The organism is Bacteroides sp. 2_2_4 (assembly GCF_000157055.1).
Lineage (GTDB): Bacteria > Bacteroidota > Bacteroidia > Bacteroidales > Bacteroidaceae > Bacteroides > Bacteroides ovatus.
The window spans coordinates 40,410-59,663 of the sequence record NZ_EQ973358.1; the positions used below are offsets into that span (position 1 = coordinate 40,410).

Consider the following 19,254-nt stretch of genomic DNA (forward strand, 5'->3'; position numbering starts at 1 on the left):
ATGTTGGATAATAGAGTAATGATATGATTAAAAGATATTTTCTAAGTTTAATAACTTGTACTTGTTTTTATTTGTTAGCCGCTTCTTTTACTTCGAAAAATGGCAACTATGAAGTGCTTAAAGTAACCGCTCCTTTTCCGATGCAACCTATTAAAGTGTTTATCTATCCTGATAAGGACTTTATAATTACAGACTTCGGTGCCGTCAATGGAGGAAGAGTAGATAATACAAAAGCAATTACTAGTGCTATTGAAGCGTGTAATCAATCCGGTGGCGGACGTGTTGTTGTTCCGGCAGGTACATGGCTGACCGGTCCCATTCATTTTAAAAGTAATGTGAATCTTTATTTGGAGGAGAATGCTGTTTTGAATTTTACGGATAATCCTTCTGATTATCTTCCGGCAGTGATGACTTCATGGGAAGGCTTGGAATGTTATAATTATTCGCCATTACTCTATGCTTTTGAATGTGAGAACGTGGCGATTACAGGTAAAGGGACTCTTCAGCCGAAGATGGATACCTGGAAAGTATGGTTCAAACGTCCTCAGCCTCATTTGGAAGCATTGAAGGAGTTGTATACAAAAGCTTCGACTAATATCCCTGTGATCGAACGTCAGATGGCAATAGGGGAGAACCATCTTCGTCCGCATTTGATTCATTTCAATCGTTGCAAGAATGTTTTATTGGATGGGTTTAAGATTCGTGAAAGTCCGTTTTGGACCATTCATCTCTATATGTGTGACGGGGGATTAGTGCGTAATCTCGATGTAAAAGCACACGGACATAATAATGACGGTATTGATTTTGAAATGAGCCGTAACTTTTTAGTGGAAGATTGCTCTTTCGATCAGGGGGATGATGCAGTAGTGATTAAAGCCGGACGTAATCAGGATGCTTGGCGGTTGAATACTCCTTGTGAAAACATCGTTATCCGTAATTGTCAGATTCTAAAAGGACATACTTTACTTGGTATCGGAAGCGAAATATCGGGAGGAATACGGAATATTTATATGCATGACTGTACTGCTCCGAATTCTGTGATGCGCCTTTTCTTTGTGAAAACCAATCATCGCAGAGGTGGATTTATAGAGAATGTTTATATGAAGAATGTAAAGGCAGGAACGGCTCAACGTGTACTCGAAATAGATACCGAAGTGTTATACCAATGGAAAGATCTGGTACCTACTTATGAAGAACGAATTACTCGTATTGATGGTATTTATATGGATAAGGTGACTTGTGAATCGGCAGATGCTATTTACGAACTGAAAGGTAACTCCAAACTTCCGGCTAAGAATGTAATGATTAGGGATGTAAAAGTAGGAGAGGTAAAGGAGTTCGTGAAGAAAGTGAATAATGTAGAGAATGTAGTGGAAAAGAATGTGACTTATGATAGGAAAGGGAAATGACCCTTTCCTGAAAGTAGTAGAAAGTTTCATGCTATAATTTTAGTATAATGTAGTATCTTAGCAGCAAAATTGAAAATTTTATGCTAAGATGAAGAAATCCTTTTATTTATTACTGCTAATCACTCTATATAGCAGTATCAGCTTTGCTCAAAGCCTGAAATCTATATCTATTTTAGGCGATTCGTATTCAACATTTGAAGGATACCTGCAACCCGATACCAATAGCATTTGGTATTATGTTTCTCCGCGACAGCAAACGGATGTAACTTCCGTAAAGCAGACCTGGTGGCATAAATTCATCAAAGAGAATAACTGCCGCCTTTGTGTCAACAACTCCTTTTCCGGTGCAACGATTTGTAATACCGGTTATAATCAGGCTGATTATTCGGATCGTTCTTTTATTACCCGTATGGATAAGCTGGGATGTCCAGATATCATCTTTATTTTCGGTGCAACGAATGATTGTTGGGCCGGCTCACCGCTTGGGGATTACAAGTATGAAGGGTGGACCAAGGAAGATTTATATACATTCCGTCCGGCTATGGCATATCTGCTTGACCACATGATTGATCGTTATCCTAATGTTGAAATCTACTTTCTGCTGAACTCTGGTTTAAAGGAAGAGTTTAATGAATCAGTCAGAGCTATCTGCAATCACTATAACATTGATTGTATTGAACTGCATGATATTGACAAAAAGAGCGGTCATCCTTCGATAAAGGGGATGGAGCAGATTAGTGAACAGATTAAGATGTTTATGAGGAAGACGAAGTGAAAAACAACGGAAATATAAGAAATAATATTGCCACTTGCTACTCTTTGATTAGGAATACTATTTCAAAGAGTGCCAAGTGGCAATAAGTTTAGTTGTTTATCTTAATATCCCGGATTCTGCATTGCTTTCTTTTCTTCATTGCTTAGTGCAGAACCATTTGAATTGGTGATACCGTCCAAGAAGGCTTGGGGGATCGGACGATAGTAATGTTTCTCCGATTTGAATTCGCCAAGACCTCTGCTGGCACCGTCGTTGAATTTATGCCAGCGGGCGTCTAACGTCTTGGTACGTGCCAGATCTTCCCAGCGTTGCAATTCGCCACAAAGCTCACGGGTACGTTCATTTAATAGGAAGCACATCATTTTGTCAGCATTGGATGTACATCCCAGTTCGTTGTAGATAGGAGTGTCGACTGTAGAGTTATAAACGTCTGCCACACTATTTAATTTCATCGTAGTTTTGGTAGAAGCAGTAGTCTCCTGTTCGATATTGTTTGACTCATAATAGGTGTTTTCTTCCCAGTAAATAGCACCTTCGGAGGAGTGACCGCCTCCTTTCCCGGAACAATAAGGATTATTCTTATAAGCTTGTCCACCATCTACGTTCTTACTACGGTCTTCACCAGTTTTATAACCGGCACGTTCACGTAGTTTGTTCATCCATTCGACAGCTTTGTCATAATTGGCTTCACCTTTACGAATATATGCTTCGGCAACCATTAGTACATCATCTGCCGAACGGGCGATGATAGCATCGCGAGTACCGAATTGAGATGCGATGGAAACACGATAACCATCACGGAATTTAGATAAAGCTACTGAACGCTTGTGAGGTATGATATCGTAATAATTACCTGTTTTCTCATTTATATTCCAGCTGTGTTCCTGTCCTTTGAAATAGCGTACATATGTATACGTGTTACACATTTTTCCATCTTTCAAAACAGTATATGCCGGAGCGTTGGGATATTTCTCATAGCGATTGTCTCCCGGGTCATTCACGATGTATTTCATACCGAGTTCACCTCCACTGAAACGTTTGTCACCTTCTTTTACACCTGCCGGAGCGTATGGCATATCTTCTGCTGTCCAGGTGGGAGCACTTTTGGTTTCGTTGGCTCCATAACAGGTGATGAATGATTTCCAGAAACGAGAGTCATTGACACGGTCAAATACCTGCATGGTATACTCTGTAGCACTTACGTATGAGAATTCACGTCCTCCGGAGATGTCACGTTTACATCCACCTATATCATTACCTTGGTATACGGCCGGATAATAAAGATGCATCTGGTTTCCATAACGTCCCCATGTTGATTCATCATTAGAGAATTGAGCTGCCAGAATCACTTCACTTACTTTTTCATTGGCTCCGTTCGGCTGTTCATAGTCCCAAAGTTCTACATAATCATTACACAACGGATGTGCGTCTACAACTTCCGAACCATATTGAATAACAGCATCGAGGTCGGATGCTATATAATTACTATTCCAATCGCTGTACAATTCGGAGGCACGGAATAAATGTGCTTTTGCAAGGAAATGGGCAGCAGCATATTTGTTAATTCGTCCGATTGATTCACCTTTATCCGGAAGTAGTCTGTAGGCTTCTCCAAAATCAGATATAACCTGTGTGTATATTTCTTCAGCAGAATTCCGTGTAAAATATGTTTCCGCGCTTGTAGACGGAACTAATTTCAACGGCACACCACCAAATTGCTTCACTAATTCGAAATAAGCATAGGCTCTTAGAAAGTGTGCTTCTCCCAAGCGTGTGTTATATGTGGGTGAACTTTGGTTATAATATTGAGGTATGTTTTGGATCAATATGTTTGCGGGTTCAACCAGTCCGTAGTAATTGTCCCAGATAGGTTGGTTAGCGGCATTTTCAGATGAATTTAAATCTTGACTATAGTGATTCCATGCTGGAATAACATTATTAGCATCAGTAAATTCATCTACTCCCATGTTGTAGCACTGAATCCCCCATATATAGTTGAATTTGAATTTCAGTTTCTGATAGGCTCCAGTCACTAATTCATCAAGACCTTCTTGTGTCTTAAAGCGGTCGGTACTATATTGAGTTGTTAAATTCTCATCAAGGAAAGATTCACTGCACGAAGTGATCGAGCTTCCTGTTATGCTGGCTATTAAAGCAGCAAATAATATTCTATTTAATTTCATAATGTCTTTACTTTAATTTGTTTATTAGAATCCGATGTTGACACCTATTACAAAACTCTTCAAAGTGGTAGGTGAACCAAATGTTTTGGTATTATTGTCATAATTTACCAAGTCTGTATCCAAAAAGTCACATGCTTTATAGATATTGAATGGGTTCATGGCTTGAACATATAGCTTCAAATTATTGATACCCAAGTTCTTTAATTGTTGTGGGGTAAAGTTATAACCCAATGAGATATTACGAACTTTGATGTATGAGCCATCCTGATAGTTCATTGCGCTGTTAAAGGCATCGGCTCCTTCACCGTTGGAACCGGGTGAATAGTATTTTGCATTCTCATTTGTACCGGCTACCCAATAGTCTATTTTACGCTGCATATAGCGACCGTCAAGAGTAACAGCTCCCTGTGGAACAGTAAATCCCCAACGTGATAAAATAAAGAAGGATAGCTCAAAATTCTTATAGCTGAAAGTGTTACTCCATCCACCTGTCCAGCGTGGACGTGTGTGACCTACAATTTTTTTATCGTCATTGGCATCTATTGTATCATCATTATTTAAATCTTTCACTTTGATTTGTCCCGGTTTACGTCCGTATTTGGCAGCTTCTTCGGCTTCTTCTGTTTTCCAGATGCCATCATATACCCAGTCGTAATAAACACCGATTTCCTCACCGACAAACCATTTATTGTTCACATCTTCTGTTCTACCATTAGACAATTCGTCGATTCTGTTTCTATCCATTGACCATGTTAAAGTAGTGCTCCACGAAAAATCTTTTGTTTGTATAGGTATTGCATTTACTTGTAGGTCAATGCCATATCCGGATGTTTTACCTACATTGGCATAAGTAGAAACATAGCCCGTTAGTGAAGGAATTGACATTTCCAGTAACAAATCATCAGTTTTCGTTTTGTATGCATCGATACTACCAGTAAGTCGGTTATTAAAGAAACCGTAGTCAACACCGACATTGTATTGTGTAGTTCTTTCCCAGCCTAGAGTTGGATTAGCCATTTTGGCGGGTTCCTTCTGTGAAGGATCTGAAGGTACATAGCCCAAAGATGACTCATTCTGTCCCCAGTTATAGTATAAGCCTGTGATAGCGCCTTTAGTTGCATATGCTTTGATTGCCGCATTACCTGTAACACCCATACCTATACGAAGTTTCAACTGATTCAGCCAACTGATGTCTTTCAGGAAACCTTCCTGATCCATTCTCCATGCGATAGCAGCAGAAGGGAAACTTGCCCATTTGTGCCCTTCGGCTAATTGAGAGGCGCCGTCCCAACGCATAGATGCTGTCAATAAGTACTTATCTTTATAACCATAGTTTAGACGAATCATATAAGATGCCATTTGAGTCTCGGTCAGACCTGTGCCAAAAGAGTTTAGTGTACCGGCAGATCCTATATTATACCAGAGCTCATCTGATGAGGCTACATTAGTAGCTCTCATATCTCCCATCTCGTAATGGTAGGCAGAAGCGGATTGCATCAATGTCATGCCTAAATTATGTTGACCCAGGGCTTTGTTATAATAGATCAGATTATCCAATGTCCATGCACGTTTTTGTTCGTTCTTGTATTGTGCGCCATTGTTACCATCTCCATTAATACCATCTGCTGCATTAGCGACTCCTAAAGTGTAGAATTGGAATTCAGGACCAAACTGAAGACGATAAGATAAGCCTTCCAGTGGTTTCCAGATTTTACCGAAATCAATTTGCGAATACAAACTGGCAGAAGCACGGAAAGTGCGGCGTTGGTTGGTGTTGTAGTCTAATTCACGAATAGGGTTGATGATATTTACATCCCCACTCGGATAACGGACATATTCACCGTTTTCGTCATAAGGTACTGTCCACGGAATCATACTTCTTAATGCGCTATAGAAATCACCCGAACCGGTTACAGACTTGGAGAAACTATATCCATAGTCTTGAGTGGAATAAGATGCATTAATTGAAGATCCCATTTTGAACCAATTGGCAGGAGTCACATCAAATGAGGTTTTTAACGTATAACGTTCATATGCTTGCCCTGGTTGTGTACCTTTCTGATCCAAATAACCGAATGAGGCATAGCCTTGGAATTTGTCAGACCCTCCGGATGCACTTAAGGTATGTTCGTGAGTGATCCCCGTCTGTTTACCGTGCGAAGCCCAGTCATATGATCCTACTAAAGATGGATCGTAGACTCCATTTACCCATGCTTTTTCGATGTTTTTCCATGAAGCAGTTACGCTACCAAATGCAGCTTTATCGGCTTCATAAGTTGGAGTGGCAGAAGCATAAGAACCTGCATTGTATTTGGCTAAGCGGGCATAATCCAACCATTCGGCGGCAGACATCATTTCTGTAACATCGTGTAGCGTTTCAAAAGTGACAGTACCGGAATAGTTTAGGGTCACTTTACCTTCTTTTCCTTTTTTGGTAGTTACAAGAATCACACCGTTGGCACCACGTGAACCATAAATAGCTGTGGCTGAAGCATCTTTTAAAATGTCAATAGCTTCAATGTCGGAAGGATTGATATTTTCAATGCCTCCATTTTGAATTACCATACCGTCTACCACATACAGTGGACCCTGTTCCGCATTAATAGAGCGTTGTCCACGAATATTAATGTTGCCCACCTCTCCGGGACGCTGACTGGATGTAATATCTACACCGGCTGTTTTACCTTGCATCCCTTCTAGTGCATTTCTTACAGGCATTGCTTTCAGTTCTTTTTCACCTACGCGAGCCATAGCACCGGTTACGTCACTTTTTTTCTGTACTCCATAGCCTACAACTACTACTTCGTCTAAGGTCTCGGTATCTTCTTGAAGAGTAATTTTAAAGTTGGTATTTCCTGCTACGGATACTTCTTGTTTTTTATATCCTATATAAGTGATAGTGATTGTACCTTTGGTTGGTACATTGGAAAGAGAAAACTTGCCATTTAAATCAGTAATTGTACCATTAGTAGTACCATTAACCAACACACTGGCACCAATAACCGGTTCTCCGGTAAAATCTGTAACTGTGCCCGAAATTGTCTTATTCTGGGCATAAGATTCTACTATTAAAAAGGAGAACAAAGTGAGAAGAAATAGCCGTCGGATAGTATCCTTATAGGCATACAGGTGATTACCTTTTTGGTTGCTTTTCATACTTTAATTATTAAGTTATAAATATTGGTTTATAGATCCTTTATTGTTGATTTATCTTTTTATCCTCTAATGAAGACTCTTTGTTTCTTTTTATATGGATATTCCTGTAACGTAGTACTTTATAGAGGTTTAGTAGTATAATATATTGTATGATATTAATATATTTACATAGCGTATTTATTATAGAGTTAAACAAAAGTTAGATTCTCTTTTTAAACATAACTACCTGCGCATCAAACGACTACATACAGCTAGCAATCAATTGAGGATAAGATTTGAACAATTAGTACCATTAATATCTTTTTTACCTATTATGAGTTATCCGGTATGCGAATCTTTCTTCGTTCCACTATAGTTATCTTTGCGTTTGACTATAGTTATCCGCAAGGGTAACTATAGTGTACTTTGCGGATAACTATAGTGGAACGAAAAAAGGATAGCGATCGGAATGAAATCGATTAGCAAAAGAAGGAACTAAAAATAGCAGTGAAAAACTATCTATACTACTATAGCAATTGGTCAAGTACGGCACGGAACACCTTATCGGCATGTTCTTGCATAATCTTAATATAATTAAAGATAGGACGGTTATTTTTCATACTGTGTCCGATACAGTATTCTATTTTTTCAATTTGAATGCCTAAATCATATCCGTGTTGTGCAAATGTCTTTCGGGCGGAATAGTAAGTAACCTTTTTCTTTACCCCCGAAAGTTCTGTTACCTTATTTATATGTCGGAAGACTAAACTATATATTTGTTTATAAGATGAATATTTACCAAACTGCAAATGCCCATTTCTCGACATATATTTATCTATGAGCACTTTTGCTTCAGGCTGCAAAGTAAATACAATTTCATTTTCTCCCTTCTTGCTATTACGTGTTTTGTGACGCACATAACGCATATCGTTCTTATTTTTAAAATCATATACTAATAAATCTCTCAGGTTGATACCGCCTAAATAATAGGTAAGCATAAAAATATCTCTCACCATGGATAAAGAAGGCTTTAAAAGCCGGACATCACGTATTCTCTTCAGTTCATCTATTGACAAATCAAGTTCCCGCACATTACTTGCCGGCATCTTAAAGAGGACAAAAGGATGAATGGAGTAAGATACATAATTCATCTTACCGGCATAATTTAATATCACCTTTATCAAAGTCAGATATATTCTGATAGTTGTATCTGCCAGATTCTCCTCGTGAAGAACTTTGGCAAATTCTTGGATATGTATAGGTGTCAATTGAATTAAAGGAAAATCCCCTTTCATATATTTGACTAATCTTTCGGAAGCTATCTTATAAAGTTTATAAGATTTCTCCCGCTCTTCTCCTTTCATGAAATTCATGTATTCTTTTGCAACAGCTTGAAAGGTTATACCTTTTTTCTTTTGTTCATAAGTAATTATACGTATAAGCTCGGTACATGAAATTGCTGGTAAATAGCTGATCGATGTAATAATTTCTTCATACTCATTGATTAGTTTCCGAAGACAAGCATTCATATTCGCTGCATTCTCATGCCTTACTACTCGACCATTTTTTAGTTGACTGGCAGAATCCAAAGTAAATTGGGTAGATATATATCTGGTTTGAGAATGATGTGCTACGGCTATCCTTATTCGATGTCTGCCATTTGATAATTTTTTAGTTGGAACAACTACAATTGAAAAATTCGCCATATCATTTTTAGGTTTATAAATTACTATTTTCCATACAATAAAATAGAAACAAAAAGGTTCATAGTCATTAGGGACTAATCGAAAATCGCTCCCACAGCATGGAATATCGTGCAAAAGACGGTATTTTCCATGCATTTGTACGATTCTGCATTGCTATATCTTGATTAAGTCGTTATGTTTGCAACACTTTTTCACAGGTAGAGTGTGAAAAGTTATGTTTAAAAAGAGAATCTAACTTTTGTTTAACTTAACAGATATAACTAATGAATATGGAAAACAACAAAAAAAAGGCTTCATTTATTTCAATTGCTGGTTGGAAAAGAATGCAGCCATTGTCTTTTTTACTTTACGACGATTTTACTAATCAACAAAAATATGTTTAACTTTAAAAAACATGGTATGAAAAAAAACTATGTCACAACTGCTGTTGCCTTACTACTTTTAGCAGGATGTAGCAACGATATTAAAGAAACTGATATTCAGTTTACCGGTGATACGGGAGCGAAAGTTTCTTTTAGTGCAGTAATAAACAATCATGAGGCTAGCAATCTTGTTACAAGAGCTACGGAAACAAACTGGGAGGCAGAAGACTCGGTAGGAATCACTTGTGGTACGGAACAAGTGAATATTCATTACAAATACAAGGGCAATGGTCTTTTTGCAGCAAAAGGAGGAAATGCAGAAGAAATTTGGGTATTAGGTTCCGGAGAGTATGATGTAGTGGCATACGCTCCATTTTCTGGTACATCAGGTGAAGAACAACCTGCATTAGAAGTGACTACAGCTAGTGAAAATCAAGCTACAGCAGAAGAACGTGCGAAGATAGATTTTCTTTTTGCCAAAGGGAAGGCTACATCACAAACCCCGAACGTGACATTAGCATTCAATCATGTGATGAGTCGTATTAGATTGGAGTTTCAAGCTGGCGAAGGTGTGGACTTGGCAGATATAACTTGTTATCTTATTGGGCTTAAGAATAATGGTACATTTAATCCTAAAACAGGGGAGACAACAGTCAGTGAAGACCCTGTTACGGATAAAGATGATATTTATTGGGATAAAATAGGAGAGCAGGATAATTATACAGTACAAGCTATTTTACTGCCACAGAAGGTGCAAGGCAAAGTAACTATCCAAGCTAGAATGAACGGTTATCTTTATGAAGCCGAGTTTGCTAACTTGACAGAATTGAAATCAGGATTTTCTTATAATTACATCATCAAGACAAATAAATACGAGGACAATAATTATGTGTTGACAATTACAGAACAAACGCAAATAATAGGATGGGAGGATGAAAACCACGATCCTATAACATCCGACCCGAGTATAGCTGAAACTGGAACAGAGATAACTAATCCTAGTTGGAATATTACAGAAGAAACCGTAACTCCACAGCCTGTTGTGAAGTGATCTGTTTACCAATCTAATATAGATAAAAATGCTAAAAATATAAACATGAGATTTATGAAAATATATAATTATATATCAATGCTTTTTCTGGCTGGCGCAGCCATAGTTGCGTCTTGCTCGCAAAATGAAGAACTCACCGGAGAAACACCGGATTCTTTGCAGGGATTTCAGATTAGTGTGTCTGATGAAGGATTTATGGACGAAAGTGGTAAGACACGTGCTACAGAGAATGGATATACTACCCGATTTTCTAACGGAGATGCTATCGGTATATTTGCGGTAAGAGGAGAAACGGTGGTAGAGGATATCAAGAATCGGAAATTCACACTGACAGATGGCTATTGGGAATTGACTGATGGAGGGGATCCTATTGAATACAAAGGTTCACAATTTCAGCGGATGACTTTTTATGCATACTATCCGTATAATGCGAATGTGACTTTTGATCCGACGAAGGTGGATCCTTTTGAAACATACGTCAACAATTGGAAAATAGGCAGTGAACAAAATGAAGGAAATTATACACAATATGATTTGATGACGAGTACGGGTAGTGTTCAGGGGGATCGTTTGAAAGGACAGATCGCTTTTACTATGCAACATCGGATGGCTCTTGCGGTAGTGAAGATGCCTAATTTGACCTATAGCTTTACAAATGGCGGTATAGATGATTATTTGTTACCATTAACAGCCGGTTCGTTTACAGTGAACAATACTCAAGCAACTCCTTATTATCAGGAAAGTACGGATACATACCGTTTCTTGGTTAATCCGAAGAAGGAATTCTCAATTAAGGGTACTTATTCTGGAGTAAGTGAGATGGAATATGAAGCTAAAGGTACGCTGGAAGGAGGAACGGCGAAAATGTATACCATCGAAGATAAAAGTAAAATCAACCATACTTTGCAGGTAGGAGACTATTTTTGTGCAGATGGAAAAATAGTTTCAGTAGATGCGGAAACGGTGCCGGAGAATGTGATTGGTATTGTATGTTATGTAGGAAATTCACAACCCAGTGTAACACATACTGAACTCTATTCAGCAGAAGTTGATGCTTTGCGTCGCGATTTCCCTGCATGTACGCACGGTATAGTGCTATCTATTAAGAATTCTGTGGTAAAAGATAGTGAACAAAATGATGTTGCTTTGAAAATGTTCCATTCAAGTAAGTCCGGTTATTATTCAGACTGGTTTACTTCAGATGAGAATTGGGCAAACAAGTTTGTAGGTTGTAACACAGAGAAGGATGTTAACAAGAATGATGCTTCATTGGTTTTCCCAGCACTAATGGGATACAATAATACACAGTTACTTACTATGTGTTACGAAGGTATGGGTAGTCCTTCTACTTGCGACCATGCTTATGCGTATATCAAGGCTTATCGTGAAGCGGAAGCTATTCCGGCAAATGTGACTCCTTGGTATTTGCCCTCTATAATGTGTTGGGATACAGTCGCTAAGAATTTGAGTGTTATTAACCGTTGTCTCAAGAATGTAAATGGTGATGAGATGACCTCTGTCGAGTCAGGAACTAACAGTGGACACTATTGGAGTAGCACACAGCGTTCTCCAGCCAACCAATGGACACACGGTATGGCTGGTGGAAGATATCATATAATTTGTGAACGTGATTCGCGTGCCGGTTATTTCCGTATGATGCTTGCATTCTAAAATAATGACGGTATATAAAGTCCGTTAAAATTATACTTATATCATGAACATATACATATATGAATAAGAAAAACTTTATAAAGGGGACAACCTTACCTGTCGCTCTGTTTTTCACTATAGCAACTTTTGCACCTGCATGGGGATTGCAAACAGCTTCGGCAGCCATCGAAGTTGTACAGCAGCAAAGTACTATAAAAGGAACAGTAGTAGATAGCCAAGGCGAACCGATAATTGGAGCAAGTGTACTTGCGGAAGGAACATCTAATGGTACAATTACCGATATTGACGGTGTATTTAGAATAAATGTACGTCCCGGTGCGAAATTGAAAGTATCTTTTATAGGTTATACCGATAAAAAAGTAGTAGCGAAAAATGACATGAAAGTCATTCTGGTAGAGGATGTGACAGCACTTGAAGAGGTGGAAATCGTAGCTTATGGTACGCAGAAGAAAGTGACCATGACAGGAGCTATCGCTAGTGTGAAGGGAGAAGAATTGACCCGTGTATCTGTAGGTTCGGTTTCCAATGTATTAGGAGGGCAGATGACAGGTTTGACTACCGTACAATATTCCGGTGAGCCGGGAGCGGATGCCGCTGAAATTTTTATTCGTGGTAAAGCTACTTGGGAAAATTCTTCACCGTTAATTCAGGTAGACGGTGTGGATCGTGAAAGTATGAGTGATATCGACCCGAATGAAATTGAATCCATTTCTATCTTGAAAGATGCTTCGGCAACAGCCGTATTTGGTATTCGTGGAGCAAATGGGGTCATTTTGATTACAACTAAACGAGGAAAGGAAGGAAAGGCGAAAATTTCGTTTACTACTTCTGCTTCTGTATTGATGCCTACAAAAATGGTAGAACAGGCAAGTTCCTATGACTATGCCCGTTTTCATAATCAAATGATGTCCGGTGATGGCAAATCTGCCTTATTTAGTGATGGCGTGATTCAAAAATTTGCAGATGGTTCCGATCCTATTCGTTTCCCAAATATACAATGGGCTGACTATATTATGAAAAGCTCTACGCTTCAGAGCCAGCATAATCTGAACATCTCGGGAGGAACAGATAAAGTACGTTATTTCATCTCTGCAGGTGCTTATACGCAAGGAGGACTTTTTAGTGAGTTTGATCTTCCTTATAATTTAAGCTATCAGTACCGTCGGTTTAACTATCGTACAAACTTGGATATGGATGTCACTAAAACGACTACTTTGTCATTCAATATTAGTGGTAATGTGAATAATTCAGATCAACCGCGTACGAGTCAGGGATCTTCCGGATTGATTAAAAATATGTATTATGCTACTCCTTTCTCCAGTCCGGGAATCATAGACGGAAAATTAGTAAATTCGAGCGATGAGACTTATTCAGACGGACTGAAATTACCATTTACTGGAGGTACAGGTATGGGATATTATGGAAATGGATTCAGCCAAACCAGCAACAATTCGCTGAATGTGGATGTGATTCTGGATCAAAAAATGGACTTCTTGACTAAAGGACTTTCTTTTAAAGTGAAGGGATCTTATAACAGCTCGTTTACAGTTAATAAAGTCGGTTCTGGTGGGTCTATTGCTACATACACTCCTGTATTGATGGATGACGGTAGTATTGCTTATCGTAAGTTTGGAGAGAATACAGATGTGAAGTATTCGTATACTACAGGCAAAGCACGTAATTGGTATATGGAAGCCAGCTTTAATTATAATCGTACTTTTGGTGATCATACGGTGACAGCCTTAGTTTTGTATAATCAACAGAAAGAGTATTATCCGAAATTATATTCGGACATTCCTCATGGATATGTCGGATTAGTCGGACGTGTCACTTATGATTGGAAGAGCCGCTATATGGCAGAGTTTAATGTGGGTTATAACGGTTCGGAAAACTTTGCGTCCGATTTGCGCTTTTCTTATTTCCCGGCTGGTTCTATAGGTTGGGTGATGAGTGAAGAGAAGTTTTTCCGTCCTTTGAAGTCGGTGGTTAGCTTCTTGAAATTACGTGCCAGTGTCGGTTTGGTAGGTAACGATAATATTGGAGGATCGCGGTTTATGTATATGGCTGATCCATATAATGTCGGTTTAGGTGACTTGGCAAATCGTGTAACGGCAAGTGGAGGAGCAACTAACGCCTGGGGATATGGATTCGGAACAGATAATGGTACTGTTAGTCTGGGTGCGCGTGAGGTAGCTAAGAATAACCCTGCTGTGACATGGGAAAAAGCTCTGAAACGGAACTATGGTGTTGATATTAACTTCCTTGATGACCGTCTGAAAACAACCTTTGAATATTATAAAGAACGTCGTAATGACATCCTTTTGCGTGACGGTACAGCTCCGGGAATGTTAGGGTTCATTACTCCCTATTCAAATTTAGGAAGTGTAGACAGTTGGGGCTGGGAACTTTCTTTAAAATGGAACGATAAGATTGGCGATAATTTCCGTTATTGGGCGGGTATTAACCTTTCTTATAATCAGAATGAGATTCTTGAAAAGAAGGAAGCACCGCAGAATAATTTATATCAATATCAGAAGGGACACCGTATCGGTTCGCGTAGTCAATATGTTTTCTGGCGCTTCTATGATGAGGATACACCTGCGCTATATGAGCAGACATTTAATCGTCCGTTCCCCACTCACGAGAGTATTCTTCAAAATGGAGATGCAGTATATGTTGACTTGAATGGTGACCGTAAGATTGATGCAAATGATGCAAGTTATGACTATGGCTTTACAGACGATCCTGAATATATGCTAGGTATTAATTTAGGATTCAGTTGGAAGAATCTGGAAATAAGTACTCAATGGACAGGGGCCTGGAATGTAAGTCGTATGATTTCGGATGTATTTCGTCAACCGTTTTATTCATCTTCCAATAGCGAGCAGGGAGGATTGTTGGCATACCATCTGGATCATACATGGACACCGGAAAATCCGTCACAATCTTCGGAGTATCCGAGAGCTACCATTGATAATGCAAAGAATAATTATGCTACTTCCACTTTATATGAGAAAGATGCCAAATACTTGCGTTTGAAAACTCTTCAGGTGGCATACAATTTTCACTTCCCATTAATGAAGAAACTTGGACTGAATACATGTCAGTTGGCTTTTGCAGGATATAATTTGTGGACGATTACACCTTATTTGTGGGGTGATCCGGAGGCAAGAGCTACTAATGCACCTTCTTATCCATTGTCCAAGACTTATACGTTGAGCTTGAAATTAGGATTCTAAAATAGATAAAGGAAAGATACAATGAAATTACAAAATAAATGGTTCATCGGTGCGATGTTGGGAGCGGCGGTTTGTTTGGTTTCCACTTCATGTGTGGACGAAATTAAATTCGGAAACTCTTTTTTGGATAAGGCACCGGGCGGAAATGCTACTATTGACACAGTGTTCAATAGTGCGGAATATACGCGCCAATTTTTGAATACCTGTTACAGTAGACAGTATTACGGATTACCTTATAATACGGACAGTAACGGTAATATTCCTGATTCTTCCAGTCCTTATTTAGGAAAGAAGGATGCGCTAACAGACTGCTGGTCACTTTATTTTAGTGACGCAACTGTATATCAGCAGTATTATTTGGGTTCTCTCAATGCCAACTATGGCACGCGTGGTAATATTTTCCCATATACACGGGAAATGGTATGGGAAGTAGTGCGCTGGTGCTGGTTGTTAATGGAAAATATAGATAGAGTGCCGGGCATGGATAGCACTGAAAAAACTCAGTTGGTGGCAGAAGCTAAATGCCTGATTGCGGCACGCTATTTTGATATGTTCCGTCATTATGGAGGTCTTCCATTGTTATATGCTTCATTCACCGGTACGGAGTCAGGTTATGAAATCCCCCGTGCTACGGTAGAGGAGACTGTTAACTACATGATAAAGATGTTGGATGATGCTATCAATTCCGGTGGATTGGTGTGGGCTTATGCTGATGCCGATCTTGCCAGCAAGGCCGGACACTGGACAAAGGCCGGTGCGATGGCATTGAAATGCAAAATCTGGCAATTTGCCGCTTCTCCGTTGTTTAACGATGTCAACGGATATGCAGGAGGAAACTCAGAGGCTGAACAGCAGCATCTGGTATGGTACGGCGGCTACCATGCGGAACTTTGGGATAACTGTTTGAAGGCTTGTGAAGCATTCTTTAAAGAGCTGGAGAGTCAAGGCGGATATAGCCTGAATAAGGCTTCGGAAGAAACACCGGAACAGTATCGGCAGGCATATCGTATGGGATATATTCGTCAGAACAGCAAGGAGGTCTTGCATTCTGTCCGCACGAATATGTCGGACGCTTTCAACTCAAGTTCTTATATGTGGCATTCCTGGGCTGTTCCGTCACTTTGTCGTACCGAATATCCGCCTACACAGGAATATGTGGAGATGTTCCCATGGGCCGACGGTACTCCGTTTGACTGGAAAAAGACGGAAACAGAAGGTAAGTTGGATGCAATGTTCCTGACCGGAACATTCAAAAATGGAGAACAACTATTGTCGGAAATCGTATTAACCCGTGATCCTCGTCTGTATGAGCATTGCATGGTAAACGGATTGCCGAAGATGTTAGACTGGAGTGCAGGAACAATGTCCGGTTTACCTTATGAATTGTGGGTCGGAGGATACGATGAAGGACAAAATGCTGCACTTGAATCAGGTAACTATGCGACTGGTTATAAAAATATGAAATATTATTTGGGAACAGAGTACCAACGTCAGTATACGCATTGGGTATATCTTCGTTTATCTGACATTTATTTAACTTATGCAGAGGCCTTGCTTCAAGCCAAGAATGATCACCGGGGTGCTATTGACCAAATGAATATAGTACGTGCCCGCGTAGGATTGAAGAAAGATTTGGCGGAGTGTGTTACAGATAAGAATTTACTTTCTGACAAAGCAGCCTTATTGGAAGAATTGCTGTGCGAGCGTGTTCGGGAATTGGGGCTTGAAGATAGCCGTTACTTTGATCTTGTCCGTTACAAGCGTGCCGATCGTTTCGAGAAGCGCCTGCACGGGTTGCTCGCCTATCGTTTGGATGATACCGGTAATCGTATAACGGGAAATGCTAAATGGAATGAAGGAGATAAGAACAAGGGGGCATTGCAGCCTACTCGTTTTGAATATGAAAGGTTTGAGTTATCCAAGCCGGTCCGTCGGTGGTGGACATACGGATTTGATCCCAAATGGTATCTTTCTCCATTCCCGCAAACGGAAATTAACAAAGGATATGGATTGATTCAGAATCCGGGTTGGTAATGTGAGACAGCGAAATAGATTAAAACAATATTGAATATTGATTTATATGAGAAAAAATAAGATTCTGATACTGGCTTTACTGGTTTGTTTGAGCATTCCGGTCAGAGCACAGAATACAGACAACAACATTATAGGTATTGTTGTTGATAAATCGGGAAACCCAGTCTATGGAGCGTCCGTTAATGTGGAAGGTGGCGCAGTGGAGACCCGGGTTGAAACTGATAAAGATGGTAAATTCGAGATTGCGGTCGAGAAAGGACAACGTTTGAGTGTCGTTTCTGTCGACAAAGGCTCTACCACAGTTGTGGCAAAGACTGATGGTCCGATGACTATTGTGATGGGATATGCAGCTCAGACTATTGATGTGGGAGCTAACCGGACATTCAGTCGTCATGAATCAACAGCAGCTGTTTCTACCACCTATAACGAAGAGTTTAATAAGCGGTCTTCCCGGAATATATCCAATTCTTTATATGGATATGGATTGGGCCTTACTACTTTGCAGAATGCGGCCAGTACCGGGTTAATGGCAGATCCTACCTTTTATGTACGTGGTTTGCAGAGCTTGTCAAGTAGTACACCGCTTGTGCTGGTTGACGGTTTGGAACGAGACATGAGCTTGGTGAGCCCAGAAGAAGTAGAATCCGTTTCCATCCTGAAAGATGCCGCGGCTGTGGCATTGTACGGATACAAAGGGGTGAACGGTGCGATCTTGATTACTACAAAGCGTGGTAAGTACAAAACAAAAGAGATAACTTTTACGTATGATCATATCATTAACACTCAGTCTCGACGTCCGGAATTTGTAGATGCAGCTACGTATGCTTCTGCAGTGAATGAAGCGCGTGGATATGAAGGTTTGGGAGCTCGGTATACTCCGGAAGAAGTCGATGCTTTCCGTAATGGAGTAGGTAGTGGAGGGGCTTCCCGTATGTACCCTTATCTCTATCCTAATGTGAACTGGATTGATGAAACCTTTAAAGACAGAGGAGTTTCTAATAAATATACGATCGAATTCCGTGGGGGAGGAGCAAAGTTCCGCTACTATACTATGGCGAATTTATTAACAGACAAAGGGTTTATCAAAACCCCGAATGCAAATGACGGATATTCTACACAGAATATGTATTCACGTGCTAATTTGCGTACAAATCTGGATATTGATTTAACCGCCACTACCAAATTGAAGTTGAATCTTCTCGGTACCTTGTCCGAATCTCGGATTCCGGGGGCTTCGGTTAACCTATGGGATATGATTTATTCGATTCCTTCTGCAGCTTTTCCGGTTCGTACGGAAGATGACAGTTGGGGAGGAAGTACTACTTGGGCGGGAACATCGAATCCTGTCGCACAATCGCAGGGAGCTGCTTATTCTAAAGGACACTCTCGCAGTTTGTTTGCCGACCTTACCTTGTCACAAGATTTATCTGGTTTGCTGAAAGGATTGGGAGCAAACTTTCGTTTAGCTTATGACAACTATTCCAATATTCTGGAAGACCATAGCAAGACTTATACGTATGCCGGTTATGCAACAAGCTGGACAACTAACGGTCCGTTTTATACTGCCATTTCAGGTGGCGAATCCAGTGAAATGGGTTCGGGTGCAGGTATTGACAACTGGGCGCGCCAATTTAACTTTGCAGGTAGTGTCGATTACAATCGCTCGTTTCGGAAGTGGGATGTGTATTC

The 19,254-nt window shown here is 39.9% G+C and carries 10 protein-coding genes; 7 read left to right on the forward strand and 3 right to left on the reverse strand.

Annotated features, from left to right (window positions below):
• Positions 1-23: 23 nt before the first annotated feature.
• Together BSCG_RS19225 and BSCG_RS19220 are read left to right on the forward strand one after the other, a co-directional pair.
• Positions 24-1,409, forward strand: a complete 1,386-nt coding sequence (locus BSCG_RS19225; RefSeq protein WP_004301558.1) for a glycoside hydrolase family 28 protein — start codon at positions 24-26, stop codon at positions 1,407-1,409.
• Between the two features lie 88 nt (positions 1,410-1,497).
• Positions 1,498-2,184 (forward strand): SGNH/GDSL hydrolase family protein, encoded by a 687-nt coding sequence (locus tag BSCG_RS19220; RefSeq protein ID WP_008650749.1) that lies wholly within the window; start codon positions 1,498-1,500, stop codon positions 2,182-2,184.
• Positions 2,185-2,285: 101 nt separating this feature from the next.
• Here the strand turns inward: BSCG_RS19220 and BSCG_RS19215 are convergent, their stop codons facing one another.
• The 3 genes from BSCG_RS19215 to BSCG_RS19205 form a co-directional block, all read right to left on the reverse strand.
• Positions 2,286-4,367, reverse strand: a complete 2,082-nt coding sequence (locus tag BSCG_RS19215) for a RagB/SusD family nutrient uptake outer membrane protein (RefSeq protein ID WP_004301560.1) — start codon at positions 4,365-4,367, stop codon at positions 2,286-2,288.
• A gap of 24 nt (positions 4,368-4,391) precedes the next feature.
• Positions 4,392-7,523 (reverse strand): SusC/RagA family TonB-linked outer membrane protein, encoded by a 3,132-nt coding sequence (locus tag BSCG_RS19210; RefSeq protein WP_008775419.1) that lies wholly within the window; start codon positions 7,521-7,523, stop codon positions 4,392-4,394.
• 506 nt (positions 7,524-8,029) lie between these two features.
• Positions 8,030-9,208 carry a tyrosine-type recombinase/integrase gene (locus BSCG_RS19205; RefSeq protein WP_004323749.1) on the reverse strand — a complete coding sequence of 393 codons (1,179 nt, stop codon included), beginning with the start codon at positions 9,206-9,208 and terminating at the stop codon, positions 8,030-8,032.
• A gap of 399 nt (positions 9,209-9,607) precedes the next feature.
• On the opposite strand from BSCG_RS19205, the gene BSCG_RS19200 reads away from it, so the two are divergent.
• The 5 genes from BSCG_RS19200 to BSCG_RS19180 all read left to right on the forward strand — a co-directional run.
• Entirely contained in the window at positions 9,608-10,621 is a 1,014-nt protein-coding gene (locus BSCG_RS19200) for a fimbrillin family protein (protein WP_157452186.1), read from the forward strand.
• A gap of 45 nt (positions 10,622-10,666) precedes the next feature.
• Positions 10,667-12,292 carry a fimbrillin family protein gene (locus BSCG_RS19195; RefSeq protein WP_004301565.1) on the forward strand — a complete coding sequence of 542 codons (1,626 nt, stop codon included), beginning with the start codon at positions 10,667-10,669 and terminating at the stop codon, positions 12,290-12,292.
• Between the two features lie 59 nt (positions 12,293-12,351).
• Complete coding sequence (locus tag BSCG_RS19190; protein WP_004301566.1) at positions 12,352-15,531, forward strand: SusC/RagA family TonB-linked outer membrane protein; 3,180 nt, start codon at positions 12,352-12,354, stop codon at positions 15,529-15,531.
• A gap of 21 nt (positions 15,532-15,552) precedes the next feature.
• Positions 15,553-17,565 carry a RagB/SusD family nutrient uptake outer membrane protein gene (locus tag BSCG_RS19185; protein WP_004301567.1) on the forward strand — a complete coding sequence of 671 codons (2,013 nt, stop codon included), beginning with the start codon at positions 15,553-15,555 and terminating at the stop codon, positions 17,563-17,565.
• A gap of 46 nt (positions 17,566-17,611) precedes the next feature.
• Positions 17,612-19,254 (forward strand): TonB-dependent receptor plug domain-containing protein (locus BSCG_RS19180; protein WP_032849449.1); only part of this gene is annotated, 1,643 nt, incomplete at its 3' end.